The 17,004-nt window shown below is 33.3% G+C and carries 17 protein-coding genes; 4 read left to right on the top strand and 13 right to left on the bottom strand.

Annotated elements, in window-relative coordinates:
- The 10 genes from ACNQF6_RS10460 to ACNQF6_RS10415 all read right to left on the bottom strand — a co-directional run bounded on the left by ACNQF6_RS10460 (window position 1) and on the right by ACNQF6_RS10415 (window position 10,759).
- Complete coding sequence (locus ACNQF6_RS10460; RefSeq protein WP_417965646.1) at window positions 1-1,053, bottom strand: sugar phosphate isomerase/epimerase family protein; 1,053 nt, start codon at window positions 1,051-1,053, stop codon at window positions 1-3.
- A gap of 38 nt (window positions 1,054-1,091) precedes the next feature.
- Complete coding sequence (locus tag ACNQF6_RS10455; protein WP_417965644.1) at window positions 1,092-2,255, bottom strand: Gfo/Idh/MocA family protein; 1,164 nt, start codon at window positions 2,253-2,255, stop codon at window positions 1,092-1,094.
- 10 nt (window positions 2,256-2,265) lie between these two features.
- On the bottom strand, window positions 2,266-3,969 hold the full coding sequence (locus tag ACNQF6_RS10450) for a GMC oxidoreductase (RefSeq protein ID WP_315209882.1): 1,704 nt from the start codon (window positions 3,967-3,969) through the stop codon (window positions 2,266-2,268).
- 52 nt (window positions 3,970-4,021) lie between these two features.
- Window positions 4,022-4,585 (bottom strand): gluconate 2-dehydrogenase subunit 3 family protein, encoded by a 564-nt coding sequence (locus ACNQF6_RS10445; RefSeq protein ID WP_417965642.1) that lies wholly within the window; start codon window positions 4,583-4,585, stop codon window positions 4,022-4,024.
- 472 nt (window positions 4,586-5,057) lie between these two features.
- A complete protein-coding gene (locus ACNQF6_RS10440; RefSeq protein WP_417965640.1) occupies window positions 5,058-6,248 on the bottom strand; it encodes a hypothetical protein in 1,191 nt (396 codons plus the stop codon).
- A gap of 15 nt (window positions 6,249-6,263) precedes the next feature.
- Window positions 6,264-7,094 (bottom strand): type 1 glutamine amidotransferase, encoded by an 831-nt coding sequence (locus ACNQF6_RS10435; RefSeq protein WP_417965639.1) that lies wholly within the window; start codon window positions 7,092-7,094, stop codon window positions 6,264-6,266.
- A 40-nt stretch (window positions 7,095-7,134) separates the two neighbouring features.
- Entirely contained in the window at window positions 7,135-8,241 is a 1,107-nt protein-coding gene (locus ACNQF6_RS10430) for a carboxylate-amine ligase (RefSeq protein WP_417965637.1), read from the bottom strand.
- Between the two features lie 224 nt (window positions 8,242-8,465).
- The gene (locus ACNQF6_RS10425; protein WP_417965635.1) at window positions 8,466-9,413 is read right to left on the bottom strand and encodes an ATP-grasp domain-containing protein; all 948 of its coding nucleotides are present in this window, start codon (window positions 9,411-9,413) and stop codon (window positions 8,466-8,468) included.
- A gap of 18 nt (window positions 9,414-9,431) precedes the next feature.
- Window positions 9,432-10,145 carry an esterase family protein gene (locus tag ACNQF6_RS10420; protein ID WP_417965633.1) on the bottom strand — a complete coding sequence of 238 codons (714 nt, stop codon included), beginning with the start codon at window positions 10,143-10,145 and terminating at the stop codon, window positions 9,432-9,434.
- Between the two features lie 212 nt (window positions 10,146-10,357).
- A complete protein-coding gene (locus tag ACNQF6_RS10415; RefSeq protein ID WP_417965631.1) occupies window positions 10,358-10,759 on the bottom strand; it encodes a glyoxalase in 402 nt (133 codons plus the stop codon).
- Window positions 10,760-10,828: 69 nt separating this feature from the next.
- Between ACNQF6_RS10415 and ACNQF6_RS10410 the strand changes: the two genes are divergently transcribed.
- A complete protein-coding gene (locus tag ACNQF6_RS10410; RefSeq protein WP_099715534.1) occupies window positions 10,829-11,212 on the top strand; it encodes an acyl-CoA thioesterase in 384 nt (127 codons plus the stop codon).
- Between the two features lie 21 nt (window positions 11,213-11,233).
- On the opposite strand, the gene ACNQF6_RS10405 is transcribed toward ACNQF6_RS10410, so the two are convergent.
- From ACNQF6_RS10405 to ACNQF6_RS10395, 3 genes are read right to left on the bottom strand one after another with little or no spacing between them, the layout of a single operon-like run.
- Window positions 11,234-11,626 carry an ACT domain-containing protein gene (locus ACNQF6_RS10405; protein WP_417965629.1) on the bottom strand — a complete coding sequence of 131 codons (393 nt, stop codon included), beginning with the start codon at window positions 11,624-11,626 and terminating at the stop codon, window positions 11,234-11,236.
- A 26-nt stretch (window positions 11,627-11,652) separates the two neighbouring features.
- Window positions 11,653-12,909: a mechanosensitive ion channel family protein gene (locus ACNQF6_RS10400; protein ID WP_417965627.1), complete on the bottom strand. Its 1,257-nt coding sequence runs from the start codon at window positions 12,907-12,909 to the stop codon at window positions 11,653-11,655.
- On the bottom strand, window positions 12,902-13,180 hold the full coding sequence (locus tag ACNQF6_RS10395) for a DUF3817 domain-containing protein (protein WP_282712979.1): 279 nt from the start codon (window positions 13,178-13,180) through the stop codon (window positions 12,902-12,904). The genes ACNQF6_RS10400 and ACNQF6_RS10395 overlap by 8 nt, the downstream gene beginning before the upstream one ends.
- Before the next feature lie 102 nt (window positions 13,181-13,282).
- Between ACNQF6_RS10395 and ACNQF6_RS10390 the strand changes: the two genes are divergently transcribed.
- From ACNQF6_RS10390 to ACNQF6_RS10380, 3 genes are all read left to right on the top strand, one after another.
- Window positions 13,283-13,810 (top strand): DUF6155 family protein, encoded by a 528-nt coding sequence (locus tag ACNQF6_RS10390; RefSeq protein ID WP_417965624.1) that lies wholly within the window; start codon window positions 13,283-13,285, stop codon window positions 13,808-13,810.
- A gap of 106 nt (window positions 13,811-13,916) precedes the next feature.
- Window positions 13,917-15,461 (top strand): DEAD/DEAH box helicase, encoded by a 1,545-nt coding sequence (locus ACNQF6_RS10385; protein ID WP_417965622.1) that lies wholly within the window; start codon window positions 13,917-13,919, stop codon window positions 15,459-15,461.
- Between the two features lie 150 nt (window positions 15,462-15,611).
- Complete coding sequence (locus ACNQF6_RS10380; RefSeq protein WP_417965620.1) at window positions 15,612-16,949, top strand: DEAD/DEAH box helicase; 1,338 nt, start codon at window positions 15,612-15,614, stop codon at window positions 16,947-16,949.
- Window positions 16,950-17,004: the final 55 nt, after the last annotated feature.

The raw sequence follows: 17,004 nt of genomic DNA, 5'->3' as shown, positions 1-17,004 counted from the left end.
TTATAATCCTAAGTTTTTTCTATTAAAAGCTTTATTTGTTTCCACAGCAGCAAAATCATCAAATGCTTTGTCGGTAACTTTTATAATATGATTTTTTATAAATTCGGCACCTTCGCGTGCTCCATCTTCTTGATTTTTTATGCAACATTCCCATTCCATAACTGCCCAACCTTTGAAATCATATTGTGCAAGTTTGCTAAAAATAGTTTTAAAATCAATTTGGCCATCTCCAGGGGAACGATAACGTCCCGCACGGTTTACCCAACTTTGATATCCTCCAAAAGTTCCTTGTTTTCCAGTAGGGTTAAACTCGGCATCCTTTACGTGAAAAGCTTTAATCCTTTCATGATAAAAATCAATGTATTGAATGTAATCTAACTGTTGCAATACAAAATGTGACGGATCATACAGCAAACAAGCTCTGGAATGGTTATTTACAGCCTTCAAAAACATTTCATAGGTTTCTCCATCAAATAAATCTTCTCCTGGATGAATTTCATAGCAAAGATCAATCCCATTATGATCAAACTCATTTAAAATTGGCAACCAACGTTTTGCTAATTCAGCAAAACCGTCTTCAACTAAGCCGGGAGGCCTTTGTGGCCAAGGGTGAAAATATTGCCAAAGCAAAGATCCGCTAAAAGTTGCATGTGCATTTAAGCCTAAATTTTGGGATGCTTTTGCAGCATATTTCAATTGTTGCACTGCCCATTCTTGTCTGGCTTTAGAATTACCATGTACATTTACCGGAGCAAAAGCGTCAAAAAAGTCATCATAAGCCGGATGAACTGCAACTAACTGACCTTGTAAATGCGTTGATAATTCCGTGATTTCTAATCCGTAAGAAGCAATTGTACCTTTAAGTTCATCGGCGTACGTTTTACTTTCTGCAGCCTTTTGCAAATCAATGAATCGAGTATCTAATGTTGGCATTTGAATACCTTTAAAACCTAAGTCAGCGGCCCATTTACATATTCCATCTAAGGAATTAAAAGGAGCTTCGTTACTGATAAATTGGGCTAAAAATACTGCTGGACCTTGTATTGTTGTCATAATATTTTTTGTCTAAAACTTTTATGAATTCCTTTTTATTACAAAACGTAAGGAGTCCATTTTTTATCAGATTGTGATGATGCTACTACGTTATCTATAAATGCCATTCCTCTTAATCCATCTTCAACAGAAGGGAAATCTAACATTTCAGGGGTAGGTTCTGTACCATCTAATTTACAACCCAATGTTAATGCAAAGTTGCGATAAATATTAGCAAATGCTTCTAAATAACCTTCTGGATGTCCGCCGGGAGTACGACAATTATGCGTTGCAAATGAAGATAAATGAGATCCATAATTAGATCCCGCTCTTAAAATTTGTGCAGGTTCATCTAACCACCTAACCATTAAAGTATTTGGTTCATGTTGAAACCATTCGATTCCACCTTTTTCACCATAAACTCTAATTTTCAAAGCATTTTCTTCACCAGCAGCAACTTGAGATGCAATTAAAACTCCTTTTGCACCATTATCAAACTTCAATAATACTGCGCCATCATCATCCATTACACGACCTTCGACTAATGTGTTCAGTTCAGCACAAACATCTGTAATTTTAGCACCCGTAATATATTCAGCTAAATGTGATGCATGTGTTCCAATGTCACCCATTACAGAACTTTTTCCTGATTTTGTAGGATCTGTTCTCCAAGCAGCTTGTGCATTTCCTTCTCTTTCAGAAAGTTTACTTAACCATCCTTGAGGATATTCTACTAAAACTTTTCTAATCTTACCTAGTTTTCCTTCTCTGATCATTGCTTTCGCTTGTTTGACCATTGGATATCCTGAATAGGTATGTGTTAAACAAAGTATTAATCCAGTCTCTTCTACTTTTTGTTTCAATAGTTTTGCTTCTTCTAATGAAAAAGTCATTGGTTTTTCAATTACTACATTAAAACCATGATCCAAGGCCATCATTGCAGGTGCAAAATGTGCGAAATTTGGAGTAACAATAGTTACAAAATCTATTCTTTCGTCAGCAGGTAAAGCCGCTTCAGCTTTAATCATTTCATCATACGTTAAGTACGTTCTTGATTCTGGAAGAAACAAGGCTTTACCAGATGCAATTGCGGTTTCTGGTTTTATACTTAATGCACCACAACTAAATTCAATTAGTCCATCCATATTGGCGGCTAAGCGGTGAATTGCACCTATAAATGCATCTTGGCCACCACCGACCATGCCCATTCTTAATTTTCTCATAATGATGAACCTAAATATTTCCTTTTTTTAATTCTTTTACTGCATAATCACAGGCACGAGCCGTTAAAGCCATAAATGTTAATGATGGATTTTGACAAGCGATAGAAGGCATACAAGAACCATCTGTAACAAATACATTACTAACTTCATGCATTTGATTCCATTTATTTAAAACTGAATCTTTAGGGTCATTCCCCATTCTGGCAGTACCCATTTCGTGTATAGCCATTCCGGGATAATAATCGTTATCGTATGTTTTTACATTTTTGATTCCTGAAGCTTCCAGCATTTCTGCAGCGTCATTCATCATATCTTCCCGCATTTTAGCTTCGTTATCCTTGGTTTCGCAGTCAATTGCTAAAACAGGTTGACCCCATTTGTCTTTTTTGCTGTGATCAATGTAAACCCTATTTTCGTAATAAGGTAACATTTCCCCAAATCCGCCCAATCCCATACTCCAGGAATCAGCAGGTAAAGACATCGTATCTTTGAAATCACCACCAAAAGCCAATTCAGCAACTTCTTTATGCCATAATCCTCTACTCGCACCACCTTGATAACCAAAACCTCTTAAATAATCACGTTTATCACCACCTACATTTTGATATCGTGGAATATAAATTCCGTTGGCTCTTCTACCGTACGTATATTTATCCTCAAAACCTTCAGCACTTCCTTCAGCACCACAACGGAAATGATGATCCATTAAATTATGTCCTAATTGTCCACTCGCGTTACCCATTCCATTTGGATGTGCCTCTGAAGTTGAATTTAATAAAAGGAAGGTTGATCCTAATGTAGATGCGTTCACAAAAACAATTTTGGCATAAAACTCCATAGTTTCATTTGTTTCTGCATCAATAACCATTACACCTTTTGCTTTTTTGGTGTCTTTATCATAAATAATATGATTTACAATAGAGTAGGGTCTGACCGTTAATCTATTAGTAGCCATAGCAGCAGGTAATGTAGATGATTGTGTTGAGAAATAAGCTCCAAACGGACAACCACGACTACATAAATTTCTATATTGACAACTACCACGTCCTTTATGAGGTACAGTTAAGTTAGCCGTACGTCCTATAGTAAGAATACGTGTTTTGTTATAATGTTTTTCAAGTCTTTCTTTAACTGATTTTTCTACACAATTTAAATCCATTGGAGGTAAAAATTTACCATCTGGTAATAAAGGCCAGTTTTCTGCCTGCCCACTGATTCCTACAAATTTCTCCACATAATCGTACCATTTAGTAAGGTCTTTATAACGAATAGGCCAATCATTTCCATGTCCATCTTTGGCATTATCTTCAAAATTATGATCACTAAAACGGTAACTTTGGCGACCCCACATTAAAGATTTTCCTCCAACATGAAATCCTCTGTACCAGTCAAAACGTTTGTCTTCTGTATACGGGCATTCTAAGTCATTAACCCACCATTTTTCAGTAGCTTCATTATATGGATAATCCCGAGTTTGTACTGGATGTGTTCTTTTTTGTTCTTCGGTCATTTTTCCGGCATGCTCAAATTCCCAAGGAGCTTTCATTGCAGATTCATAATCTGTAATGTGTTCAATATTCATTCCGCGTTCTAACATCAAAACTTTTAAACCTTTTTCGGTAAGTTCTTTTGCAGCCCAACCACCACTAATTCCTGATCCTACTACAATAGCATCGTATGTATTTTCCGCTTTTAAATTGGTATTTATATTCACGTCTAGTTTTTTTATTTAATTAAATAGTTTAAAACAAAAGATTCATTAACAATTAGTTGGTAGCCCAAGCTTTTTGTCCAGGTTTGTATTCAGCACTTCCATCGTATCTACCAGGAACAGGAAGGTATTCACGTGCTTGTGTACAACCAATTTCTGAAGAATAATAACCTAAAAGGGTCAAATCTCTTGCAATCAAAAAGAAAGAAGGTGCTTTTCCATTAGCTATTGTTTCGTCTCTTAAATCTCCCATTAATTTCTGACGCTCTTCTATTGACATTAGTAAGAAATCTTTATTGAAATCTTTCAAACATTTTGCCTGCATATCTTTCATTCCAGAAGCAAAAATCTCTTGCATTTGTGCTGGATAACAATCTTTAATCATCATAGGAATAAAAGCGCCAAGTCCAGCGGCTTTAGCTCCTGGTGAAGTTGCTGTAGTCGGTATAATGATATCGGCAAATTCAGCTAAAACTTCCTCATCCGAAACAGAAAAAAATACTCGATTCTTCTCTTTTTCAGGCAAAGTAAAACTTTCAAATAAAACGCCCATCGTAGTTGATGAGATTGCGCTTCCCATCAAAAACGCAACGCTTTTAAGTGCTTCTCTTCTATTCATTTGTTAATTATTAAAATTGTATATTATTCTTAAATTATTATAACCTTACAATAATAAAGAAAAAAAAAACACCTTAATTTTTTTTATGTTAATTTATTGAATAATTCCATTTTTTTCAAATTATTAAGGGAATCACATAAAAAAAATCATTAAACACTATCCCTAATCTACTAAAACAAACAAAAAAAAATATTTTAAAAAATTAAATACACTTGAAAATCTGTTTTAATACTTTTTTTAGTTTTATTTAGTCAGTTATAACTTATTAAATTCTAATCAATTTGCATTTTAAAAAATTTCAATGCGTTAAATTGACATTATCTCCAAAGAATAAACTTAAAAGTAAATTTTAAATAGTGTCCATAAACATAAACTACAATTAAGAATTGAATTACTTATTTGAAACGGAAAAAAATTAAAAGTAGAATGAAAATAGTGATGAGATGTAATAACGTTTAAAACTTAATTTAATTTACCTTTCAAATAATCCAAGTGTCCCGCCTACCCAATCTTTGTCTTTATTGAATTTTACACCAATCATTTCTCCACGACTCAATCTAACTAAATTGCAAAGTAGAGTAGGTGCTGCGTCCTCTTTTTTCCAAATACAAAGTACACGCACTTCGGCTTTTACTTTTCCATCAGGAGATTGCACAATAGGAAGATAGTTTACTTTTTTTTGTAGAATATAAAGTTCTTTTTCGACAACTGCTTCAATATCCTCTTTTGTTACATGAAAAATAACTCCTGTTCCTGAGAAGGAAAAGAGTGGTTTTAGAACATAATTTTCTAAATCTTGTGGGATTTCTTTGAGCTCACTTAATAAAGTTGTTTCGATGAAATATTTCCCTTTTAAGAATGGTAAAATAAATTTACTGATTCGAAAAAACCAATTGGGATGTCCGGCCCATTCTACATCAAGTTCATCAGAGAAATGAAAGTTTAATTTTAAATCGGTTCGCAAATCCAATTCATCAAAAATAACCCTGTTATAGATTCTTTTTACTCGGATTTCATCACCTTTTTCGTTTTTATAGAACAGTTGTTTGCCTTTCTTTATGAGTTCAGTAACGCAAACTATGGGCATACCAATATCTCTTCGGCAATAATAAAAGTCAATCTTAGTATTCTGTCTTTCAGGTTCAATTTCGAGTAGAATAACATTCTCTTTTGGATGCTTATTGCAAATCGCATCCTCTAAAATATCAAGATATTCCTGAGGTTCAATGTTATTGATAAATGGGGTTAACTCACTGAGGAATGGATAGTGGTTCTTGAATTTTTCATATAAATTAATTTGATAATTATACAAAGAAGGAAATCCTTGCACTTCAATAAGTTTAGGAATAACAACTCCATCTTCTTCACAAATTCCAAAATCAATTGCTAAAAAAGTGGTATGCTCATCCTCATTTGGAACTTTATGATTTAGTTCTAATGATTTATCTGTAAGTAATTTAAATTCTTCTTTCTGAATGAAAGCTATAACTTCATTGCAGCCTTCAATCAATTGTGCTTTTAGCTCATTTGAAATAAAAAAAGGAGTTTCACCTAATCTAAAAGTAGGCATATAGTTAAAATCGGAAGCAATATCATCTTTAAATTCTTGATATTTTGTTTCTGTAAATTGAGCATTAAATAACTCCCGATATTTTGAAATCATCTCAAAATGAATTTATTAATTAGAAAGCATTTTCTTGGTTTTCATCAAGTCATTGATAGCTGCTCGCAAAAAGTTTGGAATCAAAGTTTCATTAGTTCGGTATATTTTATCATCATCTAATAAATCTTCCAGCATGTTTCTAAACTTCCTTTTCCCTTTCATAGCCCTAATTTTTTCTTTTGCCTGTTTGTTTCTCAAATGAGAGACAAAGCTTATCGGATCTGCTTCGGGATGAAATTGTGTACCTACAAAATAGTCCGTAAAACGAACCGCCATGATAGCGCGCTCGTATTGAACATGGTCTCTAATTTTTTCCAGTGAAATAATTTTAGCTCCTTTTTTGGCAAAAACACTAAGTTTTGGCTGTACAACTTGATAATCTCTGGAATCTATTGCGTAAAAAGGATCTGCTAGCCCTTCAAATAAAGGGTCTGTTGCTCCTTCTTTCGTTTTATGAATTGTCATTACACCAAAAGAAGTATCATTTCTTCGGGACACCGTGGCCAACCCAAAATGCAAGCAAGCCATTTGAAAAGAATGACAAATAAACAGTACGTGTTTTTTAACTGCATTTTCACTATTCCATATATTCAACGAATCAATAAAAGCATAATATTTCACATCCCAATTTCCGTCACCAATCAATGGATTTCCCGGACCTCCGGTTGAAATATAAATATCAAATTCTTTAATATCCGGCAATTCACATTTTACCCGAACATCGAATATTTCAAAACTAACTACAGGACTGAACCTGTTAACTACATCAATTATACAACGCATCCCCTGATTAGGTTCTCCTTTGTACATATCTAAAAGCGCTATTTTTATAATTTTATTCGACATAGGTATTTTTAAAAAACAATACGCAAAGATAATTTATATTTTATAATCCCCTTGTAAATTCACCAGTTATAAAGTCTACCACTTTAGAAAGATCACCTGTTTCTTCAAAAACGGTTAATTGTTTGTCTGCTCCGGTTCCATTTTTCAAAATTTCATGAACATAATTAATATCATCACGGCTTCCCAATTCATCAACAACATCGTCAATAAAATCTAATAATTCTAGGATAAGCATTTTAGTTTCCACTTCTTTTTGCAATCCAAAATCAATCATATTATTATCAATTCCATAACGAGCTGCACGAAATTTATTTTCCTTTATCAAAGCCAATCGATAAATATTGAAACTCGTATTATTCATATTTAATTTGTAGAGTTTAGCCACAATTGCTTGAATAATAGCTACAATACAAATGGTTTCATCAACCGTTAAACACATATCACAAATCCTAAATTCTATCGTATTATAAAACGGATGCAAGCGTAAATCCCACCAAATTTTCTTTGGATTATCGATGCAATTTGTTTTTACCAGAGTCTCTAAATAATTCTCATAGGAACTCACCGAGTCAAAATATTCCGGCAATCCAGTTCTTGGAAATTTGTCAAAAACTTTAGTTCTAAACGACTTATAGCCTGTTTTTCTACCTTCCCAAAAAGGGGAATTTGTCGAAAGTGCAAATATGTGAGGCAGGAAATACGTAGCCTGATTCATCAATTGCAAACCAATTTCACGGTTTTCAATTCCTACATGACAATGCATTCCAAAAATCAAATTAGATCGTGCCGCATCCTGCAATTCATTAACAATATCGTGGTATCTTGGGTCGTCAGTTATGGGTTGATCCTGCCATTTTGAAAAAGGATGCGTTCCGGCACCACCAACAATAAGATCTTGTTTATCCGCTAATTCAACAATTTTAGAACGTAAAAACCGAATCTCATTTTTGGCATCATTAACACTATGACAAATATTAGTTCCAACTTCCACCACAGATTGGTGCATTTCAGCCTTAACTTGCTCATTTAAAATTATTTTAGCACCATCAACAATTTTTGATAAATGCGACCGCAAATCTCTTGTTTCTGGATCAATAATCTGATATTCTTCTTCCACACCAAGTGTAAAAACGGGTAATTTTTTCATTAATTTATTTTTTTAGGAGCTATTTACTCCGTCAGTTCGTTTAGCTCGTGTCCCGCTTTCCGTTTCAATCTTTTTTGTCCTGAAAAGTTCAGGACAAAAAAAGGATTTTCACTTTAATCGGGGCTAGGGCATTTCATAATCAACAAAATTTTTATTTAAAATTAAATATTTCTATATACAGTTCCTTATGGTTGAGATTTCTCAAACTAAACACTGAACGCTGATTACTTTCCTCCGGCAGCATCTTTTATAAAAGTTCCCCAAGTCAAATTTATCTTTCCTGGCTTTTGTTTTTTTGCGGCAGCAATAGCCATTTTTGCAGATTCTTCCACCACCCATTCAAAATTCTCAGCACCCACCGAAGTCAATTCAGCATCAGGTGCGGGATTTCCAAAATCAATAGCATATGGTATTCCGTCACGAACTGCGAATTCTACCGTATTAAAGTCATATCCTAAACCTTTGCAAAGGCGTAAAGTGTAGTCTTTTATAGTTGTTAATAATTTTTTATCTACCGGCGGACCATCAATTACATAACGCAAATGATGCGGATTTCTAGGTTCGTATTGCATAATTCGAACGGCTTTGCAGCCCAAACAATACACTCTGAAATATTCCGTAAAAACAATTTCTTCTTGTAACATCATTACTAATTGTCCTGTTTCCTGATGTTTTTCCCAAAACTCTTCTTTGTTTTCTAATCTGTAGACATTTTTCCAACCGCCACCAGCATACGGTTTCATGTAAGCTGGAAATCCTATGTATTCAAAAATTCCTTCCCAGTCCATTGGATATTTTAAATTTCGGAATGATTTTCCGGTGGTATCAGTAGGATGTTCCGCTGAAGGAAGAATTACCGTATTAGGCAACGGAACTCCAAGGGTATCCGCCAAAGCATTGTTGAAAAATTTATCATCAGCACTCCACCAAAAAGGATTGTTAATTACATTAGTTCCTGTTAACGCAGCATTTTTAAGATAAGCTCTATAAAAAGGAACATCTTGCGAAATTCGATCAATAATTACAGCATATTCTTCATCTTTATTTTGAACCACTTTATCAATAGCAACCGCTTCAGCAATGATTCCTTTTTCGTTTTTTGAATTGACACGATCAATAAATGCTTGCGGAAAGGTGTCTTCCATTCCAAATAAAATTCCGATTTTTTTCATCTTGATACGTTTATAATTTTAAAAAAATTTAATTCTTGATAAATAATGTGGAAACATTTCTTTCCAAACAGGCCAGTCATGTTTGCGTTCCTGACGAATGTCTAACCAATGATGAATATTCCTGTCACTCAAAACTTTACTTAATTTTAGACTAGCATCAAAACAAATGTCCCAGTTAGAAGTCCCTAAAACTATATCCATATTCCATAATTCATAATCATCAAGTCCATATAAATAGTCTTCAGGACTGTTGTAGAACACATCATCATTGTGAAAACCATCCATAAAACTTTTAATGTTGAAAGCACCACTCATCGAAAATACATGACTCACGTAACCTGGATGGCGAAAAGCAAAATTTGCCGCATGATAACCCCCAAAACTGCAACCCGCAACAACAACTTTTCCTGAGGAAGTATTATTCTTTACCTTTTCAACTATTTCGTGGCAAATCATTTTATCGTATTTGACATGATTTTCTATACGATGAATGGGATGTATGTTTTTATTGTAAAAACTTTCTTTGTCAATGCTGTCCGGACAAAATATTTGGATTAACCCCTGATCGATGTACCATCTTGCGGAATCAATCAATCCCATATCCTTATTCTCATGGTAACTGCCCATCGAAGTTGGAAATAAAATAATAGGATATCCTGCGTGTCCAAAAACTAACATTTCAATATCCCTGTTAAGATTGGGTGAATGCCATTTAAAATATTCTTCCTTCATAACTTTATTTTTAACAATTATAATGAAAAAATTCGTGCAAATGACATAAACATTTATACTTAATTAAGATTTATTGTATAAAACATTACGATTGTCAAATTGTAATTTAATTGTAAAATTTGAATGAATATGTCGCTGTTTTTTAAATAATAAACAACAAATCAATTCCTTTTAACATATTTCTAAAACTAAAAAAATCAAGATTCCTTTTTTTAGTTTTCCTTTAATTCAAACAATTGGACTTGGCTTTTTAATCTTTCAATTAGCATACTCATCATTCTTTTATTGATATTTGACGAGTTTTTTTTATATACGGCATACTCATCCAAAGTGAATAATGCGATTATCATTCCTTTTAAAGCATTTCTAAACTTGATGTCTTTTTGGATAGCATTTTCTATAACCGATAACTTTTTTTCAACGGTGTAGCTATAAAAGTCTGCTTTATTTTTTGCTACATAATTAATAAATGAAGCTATAAACAAATCGTTTTGTAGTTTTAAAATAGGTCTAAGTACTTCATTTTGAAATGATTCTTCGGTTGAAGATTGATTGGTTACGGAGCCTATTGTTTGTCCTCTGAATTCTTTTAAAAAAGTATCACGTTCGCTCATTTTTTTTTCTTTAAAAATAAAGAAAATAGCCATAAGAAAAGTTTATTTTTGTAGATATAAAGAAAAATTATGCGATTTCATACTAGGAAATGGGTAAAACCAGAAGATTTAAACCCTAACGGAACATTATTTGGAGGTAAATTATTGGCTTGGATTGATGAAGAATTGGCATTATACACCATTATTCAATTAGAAAATACCAGAATTGTAACCAAACACATGTCGGAAATCAACTTCAGAAGCTCAGCAAAACAAGGTGATATTATAGAAATTGGTATTGATGTTTTAAAATTTGGAAATACTTCGCTAACGCTAAAATGTGAAGCTAGAAATATGATGACACGCGAAACAATTATTACGATTGATCACACTACAATGGTAAATTTAGATGGTAACGGAAAACCAAAAGCACACGGAAAAACCGAAATAGAATTTGTTAAGAATCGCTTGTAATTAGATTTAATATTTTCGCTTTTATTTTGAAAATTGATTAAGGATTTCCATTGTTTTATCAGTGTCTTTTTTATCTACAAAAATATGGTCGTGATAAAAAGCGGCTACCACATTACAACTTATTCCTTCCTGCGAAAGAGCATTAGAAAAAGCAGCGGTTAACCCAACAGCTTGTAGTGAAGAATGAACTGTTAAAGTAACCCAAGAAGCAATAAAAGAATATTCTAATTTTAGACTATCGGCAAGTTCCTTCTTGATCACTATGGTAGTACCTTCCTGCTCTTTGAATGTCATCATGATATCGTTAAGATTTAGATTTGTCAAATCATGAACCACACAAAAAACATATTCTCCTAAAATATGTTCCGGCTTCATTGTTTTGAGCAACTTACCTAAGTCTTTTTCTCCGCTCATTTTAATGTAGAATACATTTAAATTTTTTATACTTTGAAATCATTTTCGGATACCGTTTCAAAAATTTCCAAATCAAAATATTTTACAGAAGCAATAATGTGATCGAAAATATCCGACATTATGTACTCGTAATTCTCAAATCGTTTGTCATGTGAAAAGGCATAAACCTCGAGAGGAACTCCGTGTGATGTAGATTGTAATTGACGACAAAGCATCAACATATCCTTATTTAATCCCGGATAATTGAATAAATATTCTGTAATATATTTTCGAAACAAACCTAAATTAGTCAAATTTCGTCCGTTAATCGCAATTGATTTATCAATTTTATTGAGAGCATTATACTCGTCTATTTCTAATTTTCGGGTGTCAATATAATCTGATATAAGATGTATTTTCTTTAAGTCACTCAATTCTCCTTCTCCTAAAAATCGAATACTACTCGTTTTAATAAGAATGTGTCTTTTGATACGTCTTCCATCTGAATTCAACATTCCGCGCCAGTTTTGAAACGAATCGGAGCTTAAACTGTAAGTAGGAATTGTGGTGGTTGTATTGTCAAAATTTCGGACTTTTACTGTTGCCAAATTGATTTCAATTACATCTCCATCGGCACCAAATTTATCCATTGTAATCCAGTCACCAATTCGAACCATATCATTTATGGATACTTGAACGCTAGAAACAAAACCTAAAATCGTATCTCTAAAAATCAAGATTATCACTGCAGAAACAGCTCCTAAAATGGTTAAAAGCTCTTTTTGATCAATATCAAATAATTTGGAAATAATCACTGTAATTCCTACGGCCCAGAGCACAATCATGATTACCTGAATAAAACTATCAATAGGTTTATCACTGTATCTTGGTTTTAGCTTTAAATAATCTCGTAATGCATTGAATATGGTTCGAATAATCCATAAAACAAGTAATACAATATAAATGCCTACAAGTTTTCCAAAAACACCTTCCCAATATTCATATCGCTCCAGAATTATTGGAACCGATTTGTAAATAAATAATAGCGGAATTAAATGTGCGATGTATTTAGCCGTTTTATTAGACACTAATAAATCATCAAATTTGGTTTTAGTTTTCTGGGCGATTACCGCCATAATCGTTACCAAAATAAGACGAAAGACTACATAAATAGCATATGATAAAACGCAAAGGAGAGCTATATTAATAAATAGGCTCAGGTATGAAGCAAAACTGCTGCCTAATCCCCATTTTCTGAATATAGGATATAAAAAATTGAATATTTTTTCTACTAACTTATACATTTTTTAAGTATTTCTTTTCTATATAAAAAGTGCCAAAAGGAGGAATTGACGCAATACAAATGATAAAATACTTTTTCAAATCCCACTTTTCACTAAACTTTAAAATTGTTGCCAAAATGATGTAGGCAGTAAATAATACGCCGTGAGCCATTCCAATATGTTTGACATAAATAGGATCATTAAAAATGTATTTCATTGGCATAGCAAAGAAAAATAACAATAAGGCAGATATACCTTCTACTATTGCTGTAACCTTAAAAATCTTAAGCATTTATTTTATTTTAAGTGATAATTGACAAAATTAAGTATTATCATTGATTTTCGATGCATTCCTTCCTAAAGTAAATTACTTTTGTATTCTTAAACTTTGATAATGAGCAAACGCGATTTAAAAAAATATTTAGCCGAACTTAATAAGGAGCAACTCGAAGAACAAATTATTGAATTGTACGAGAAATTCAGCCCCGTAAAAGTCTATTATAATTTTGTTTTTAATCCAAAGGAAGAAACGCTTTTGCAGGAATGCAAACTCAAAATTTCGAATGAATATTACCCTTTAAAAAAGGCAGGAAGACGCAGTAGACCCAAAATGAGGCGTTCCGTTGCCCAAAAATACATCAAGCATTTTGCACTTTTAGGCTTAGATCCATTCCTAATTGCTGATGTAATGCTCTACAATATAGAAATTGCACAAACATTCTCCTCTGAGCATATCGTAAAGCAAGACTTATTTTTTAAAAGTATGTTCAATTCTTTTGAGCAAGCCGTTATTTTCTTGATTGCAAATGGAATACTCAATGATTTCAAAAAAAGAATAATAGGAATTCATACGGAAACCATAGAACAGAAGTGGTTCAACGAACCGGAGTTTAATGCTATAATAGAGCGATTTGAATATTGAGCGGTTGCATAATTCAATTTTATTTAATCAATCCTGTTTTTTTTAATTAAAATTGACAATTAAACTGTTTTTTAGGTGTATTTTTGCAAAAATCCAACAATAAGCAATGTCCCAAAACACTTTAGAAATAGAAATCGAAGACAAAAAAGAACTTTATGCGTATCAACAAGGCGATATTGATGCCATATTTGAACGCATAGATAATGCACCTCCACAACACCATTTGTTATATCAACTGCCTACTGGTGGTGGGAAAACTGTGGTTTTTTCAGAAATAGTACGCCGTTATTTATCACAACACGATAAAAAAGTAGTTGTTTTAACACACCGAATTGAGTTGTGTAAGCAAACTTCAAAAATGTTGAAGGGTTTTGATGTAAAAAACAAAATCATCAACAGTAAAGTAAAAGAACTTCCGGACCAAAACGATTATTCTTGTTTTGTGGCCATGGTCGAAACTTTGAAAAACCGTATCAATGATGAAAAACTGCATTTAGATAATGTAGGATTGGTAATCATCGATGAGGCGCATTACAATTCCTTCAGAAAATTATTAAGCTCTTTCAAAAATGCATTCATATTAGGCGTTACCGCAACACCTTTAAGTTCAAATATTAAATTACCAATGCACGAAAGCTACGATGAATTAATCGTAGGGGACACCATTAGCTCGTTGATTGCAAATGGATTTTTGGCCAAAGCAGTCACATATAGTTATGATGTAGGTTTGACTTCGTTAAAAGTCGGTATCAATGGGGATTATACCGTTAAATCATCTGATGATTTATACACGAATATGGCCATGCAGGAAAAATTATTGCATGCCTATACCGAGAAATCTTTGGGCAAGAAAACCTTAATTTTCAATAATGGAATCAATACATCTTTATATGTATATGAAACGTTTAGAGAAGCCGGTTATGCTATTCGTCACTTAGACAACACCAGTAATAACGAGGAAAGAAAGGATATTTTACATTGGTTCAAGCATACTCCGGATGCAATTTTAACATCAGTTGGGATTCTCACCACCGGTTTTGATGAGCCTACCGTAGAAACTATTATTCTGAACAGAGCTACAAAATCATTGACCTTATATTACCAAATGATTGGTCGTGGTTCCAGAAAATTACCTAACAAAGATACTTTTAGTGTTATCGATTTAGGTAATAATGCCGCACGATTTGGATTATGGAGTGAGCCGGTAAACTGGCAACACATCTTCAAATCACCCGAGTTTTATTTAGAAAATTTACGTGATGATACTGAAATTGAATTGTACTTCAAATACAGTATGCCTCCTGAAATCCGTGCAAAATTCAGTAAAACCGAAGTAGTAACTTTTGATGTCGATGAAGAGCACAAACTCATCATCAAGCAAAATTTACGCTCCAAAGAAGTACTCGAAAAATCATTGGAACAGCACGCGGCCATGTGCGTAGACAATTCGGATACATTACAAGAAGCAAAAGCATTAGGGAAATTACTGGATGATGATATCGATTGCCGAATCAAGCGCTATTCAAAATGTTTGAGTCAGTGCAGTAAAAATTACCGCGAATGGCTTGTTGACGATTACAAATTGAAACTGGTATTGTTAACCGGGAAAAAATATCGTGAGAAAATCATGAACGAACCAGATGAAGATTAATATTTCTTTTTCAAGGAGCTAATCCCGCTTTACACTATATCTGTTGTGATCTCGTAAAAAAACGAGACCACAACAGGATGCCGTTTCCATCGGGGCTAAAAATTATGTTTACAAAACAACTATTTTTTATAAAATATAAAATCCAAAAAAATGCCAAAACAATTCTCTGATTTAGGAATTTCAGCACCAATATTAAAAGCGATTACCGAATTGAAAATTGTTGTACCAACAGAAATTCAACAAAAAACAATTCCGTTACTTTTATCAAACACTACGGATTTGGTTGGACTTGCTAAAACAGGTACAGGAAAAACAGCAGCATTTGGATTGCCTATTTTACAATTAATAGATACTAATTTACCTGTTGTACAGGCTGTTGTTTTGGTTCCAACACGTGAATTAGGACACCAGATTTTTAGAAACTTAGAAGATTTTGCTAAATATTTACCTCAAGTTTCTATTGCAGCAACTTGTGGAGGAATTCCAATCAAACCACAAATCGAACGACTTGCAACACCTACACATATTGTTGTGGCAACTCCCGGAAGATTGATTGATTTGATTCAGCGCAAAGCGATAAACTTAAAAGAAACCAAATTTCTTGTGCTCGATGAAGCCGATGAAATGGTAACTATTCTAAAAGAAAGCTTAGATGAAATTGTAGCCGAGTTACCTGCTGTACACAAGACTTTTTTATTCTCGGCAACAATGCCTGGAACTATAAAACAGTTAATTCAAAACTATTTGAATAAAAATGTGGTGCAAGTTAGCGCCAACATGGAAACGATAGGGAACCAAGGGATTGACCATGAATATATTGTGGTGGATCCTATTGAAAAACTAGATATTTTAATGCATTTCTTGAATTCTAAAGAAGGAGAGCGCGGAATTATCTTTTGTAAAACAAAAGCAGCGGTCAATAAATTAGCTAAAAACTTAGCTATCAATAGGTTTTCGTCAGGTGCATTGCACGGCAGTTTATCGCAAGGAATTAGAGATAGAATCATGGAGCAATTCCGTGAAGGACATATCAATATATTAGTAGCAACAGATTTAGCGGCAAGAGGAATTGACGTTAAGGAAATCTCTTATGTGGTTAATTATCATTTACCTGATGTTTACGAAGCCTATGTACATCGTAGCGGAAGAACTGCCAGAGCAGGAGCAAAGGGACTTTCTTTGACGGTTTTACAACCGGAAGAAGTAGTTGAAATTGCTGATTTCGAAAAAGAATTAGGAATAAAATTTACACAGTTCAAAAAACCAACTGTTGCCAGTATCGAGGAAAATAACACATTATTATGGGCGAAGCAAATTTTCAAGACTAAACCCAATCATGATGTTGCTGCAGAATTAAAAGAAAAAATAAAAACAGTTTTTCATCATTTGACTAAAGATGAATTAATCGAAAAATTATTAGCTAACTATTTGTTGCAAAACAAAAATGAGCCAACTGAAAAACCGGTTAAAAGACAAAAAATGAAGTAAAATTTATACGTTTTTTAATACTTGTTACATTAATTACATCCATAAATATTGTATA

This window comes from Flavobacterium pasteuri (assembly GCF_048286615.1).
GTDB lineage: Bacteria > Bacteroidota > Bacteroidia > Flavobacteriales > Flavobacteriaceae > Flavobacterium.
This window is presented reverse-complemented; position numbering and strand designations above follow the sequence as displayed.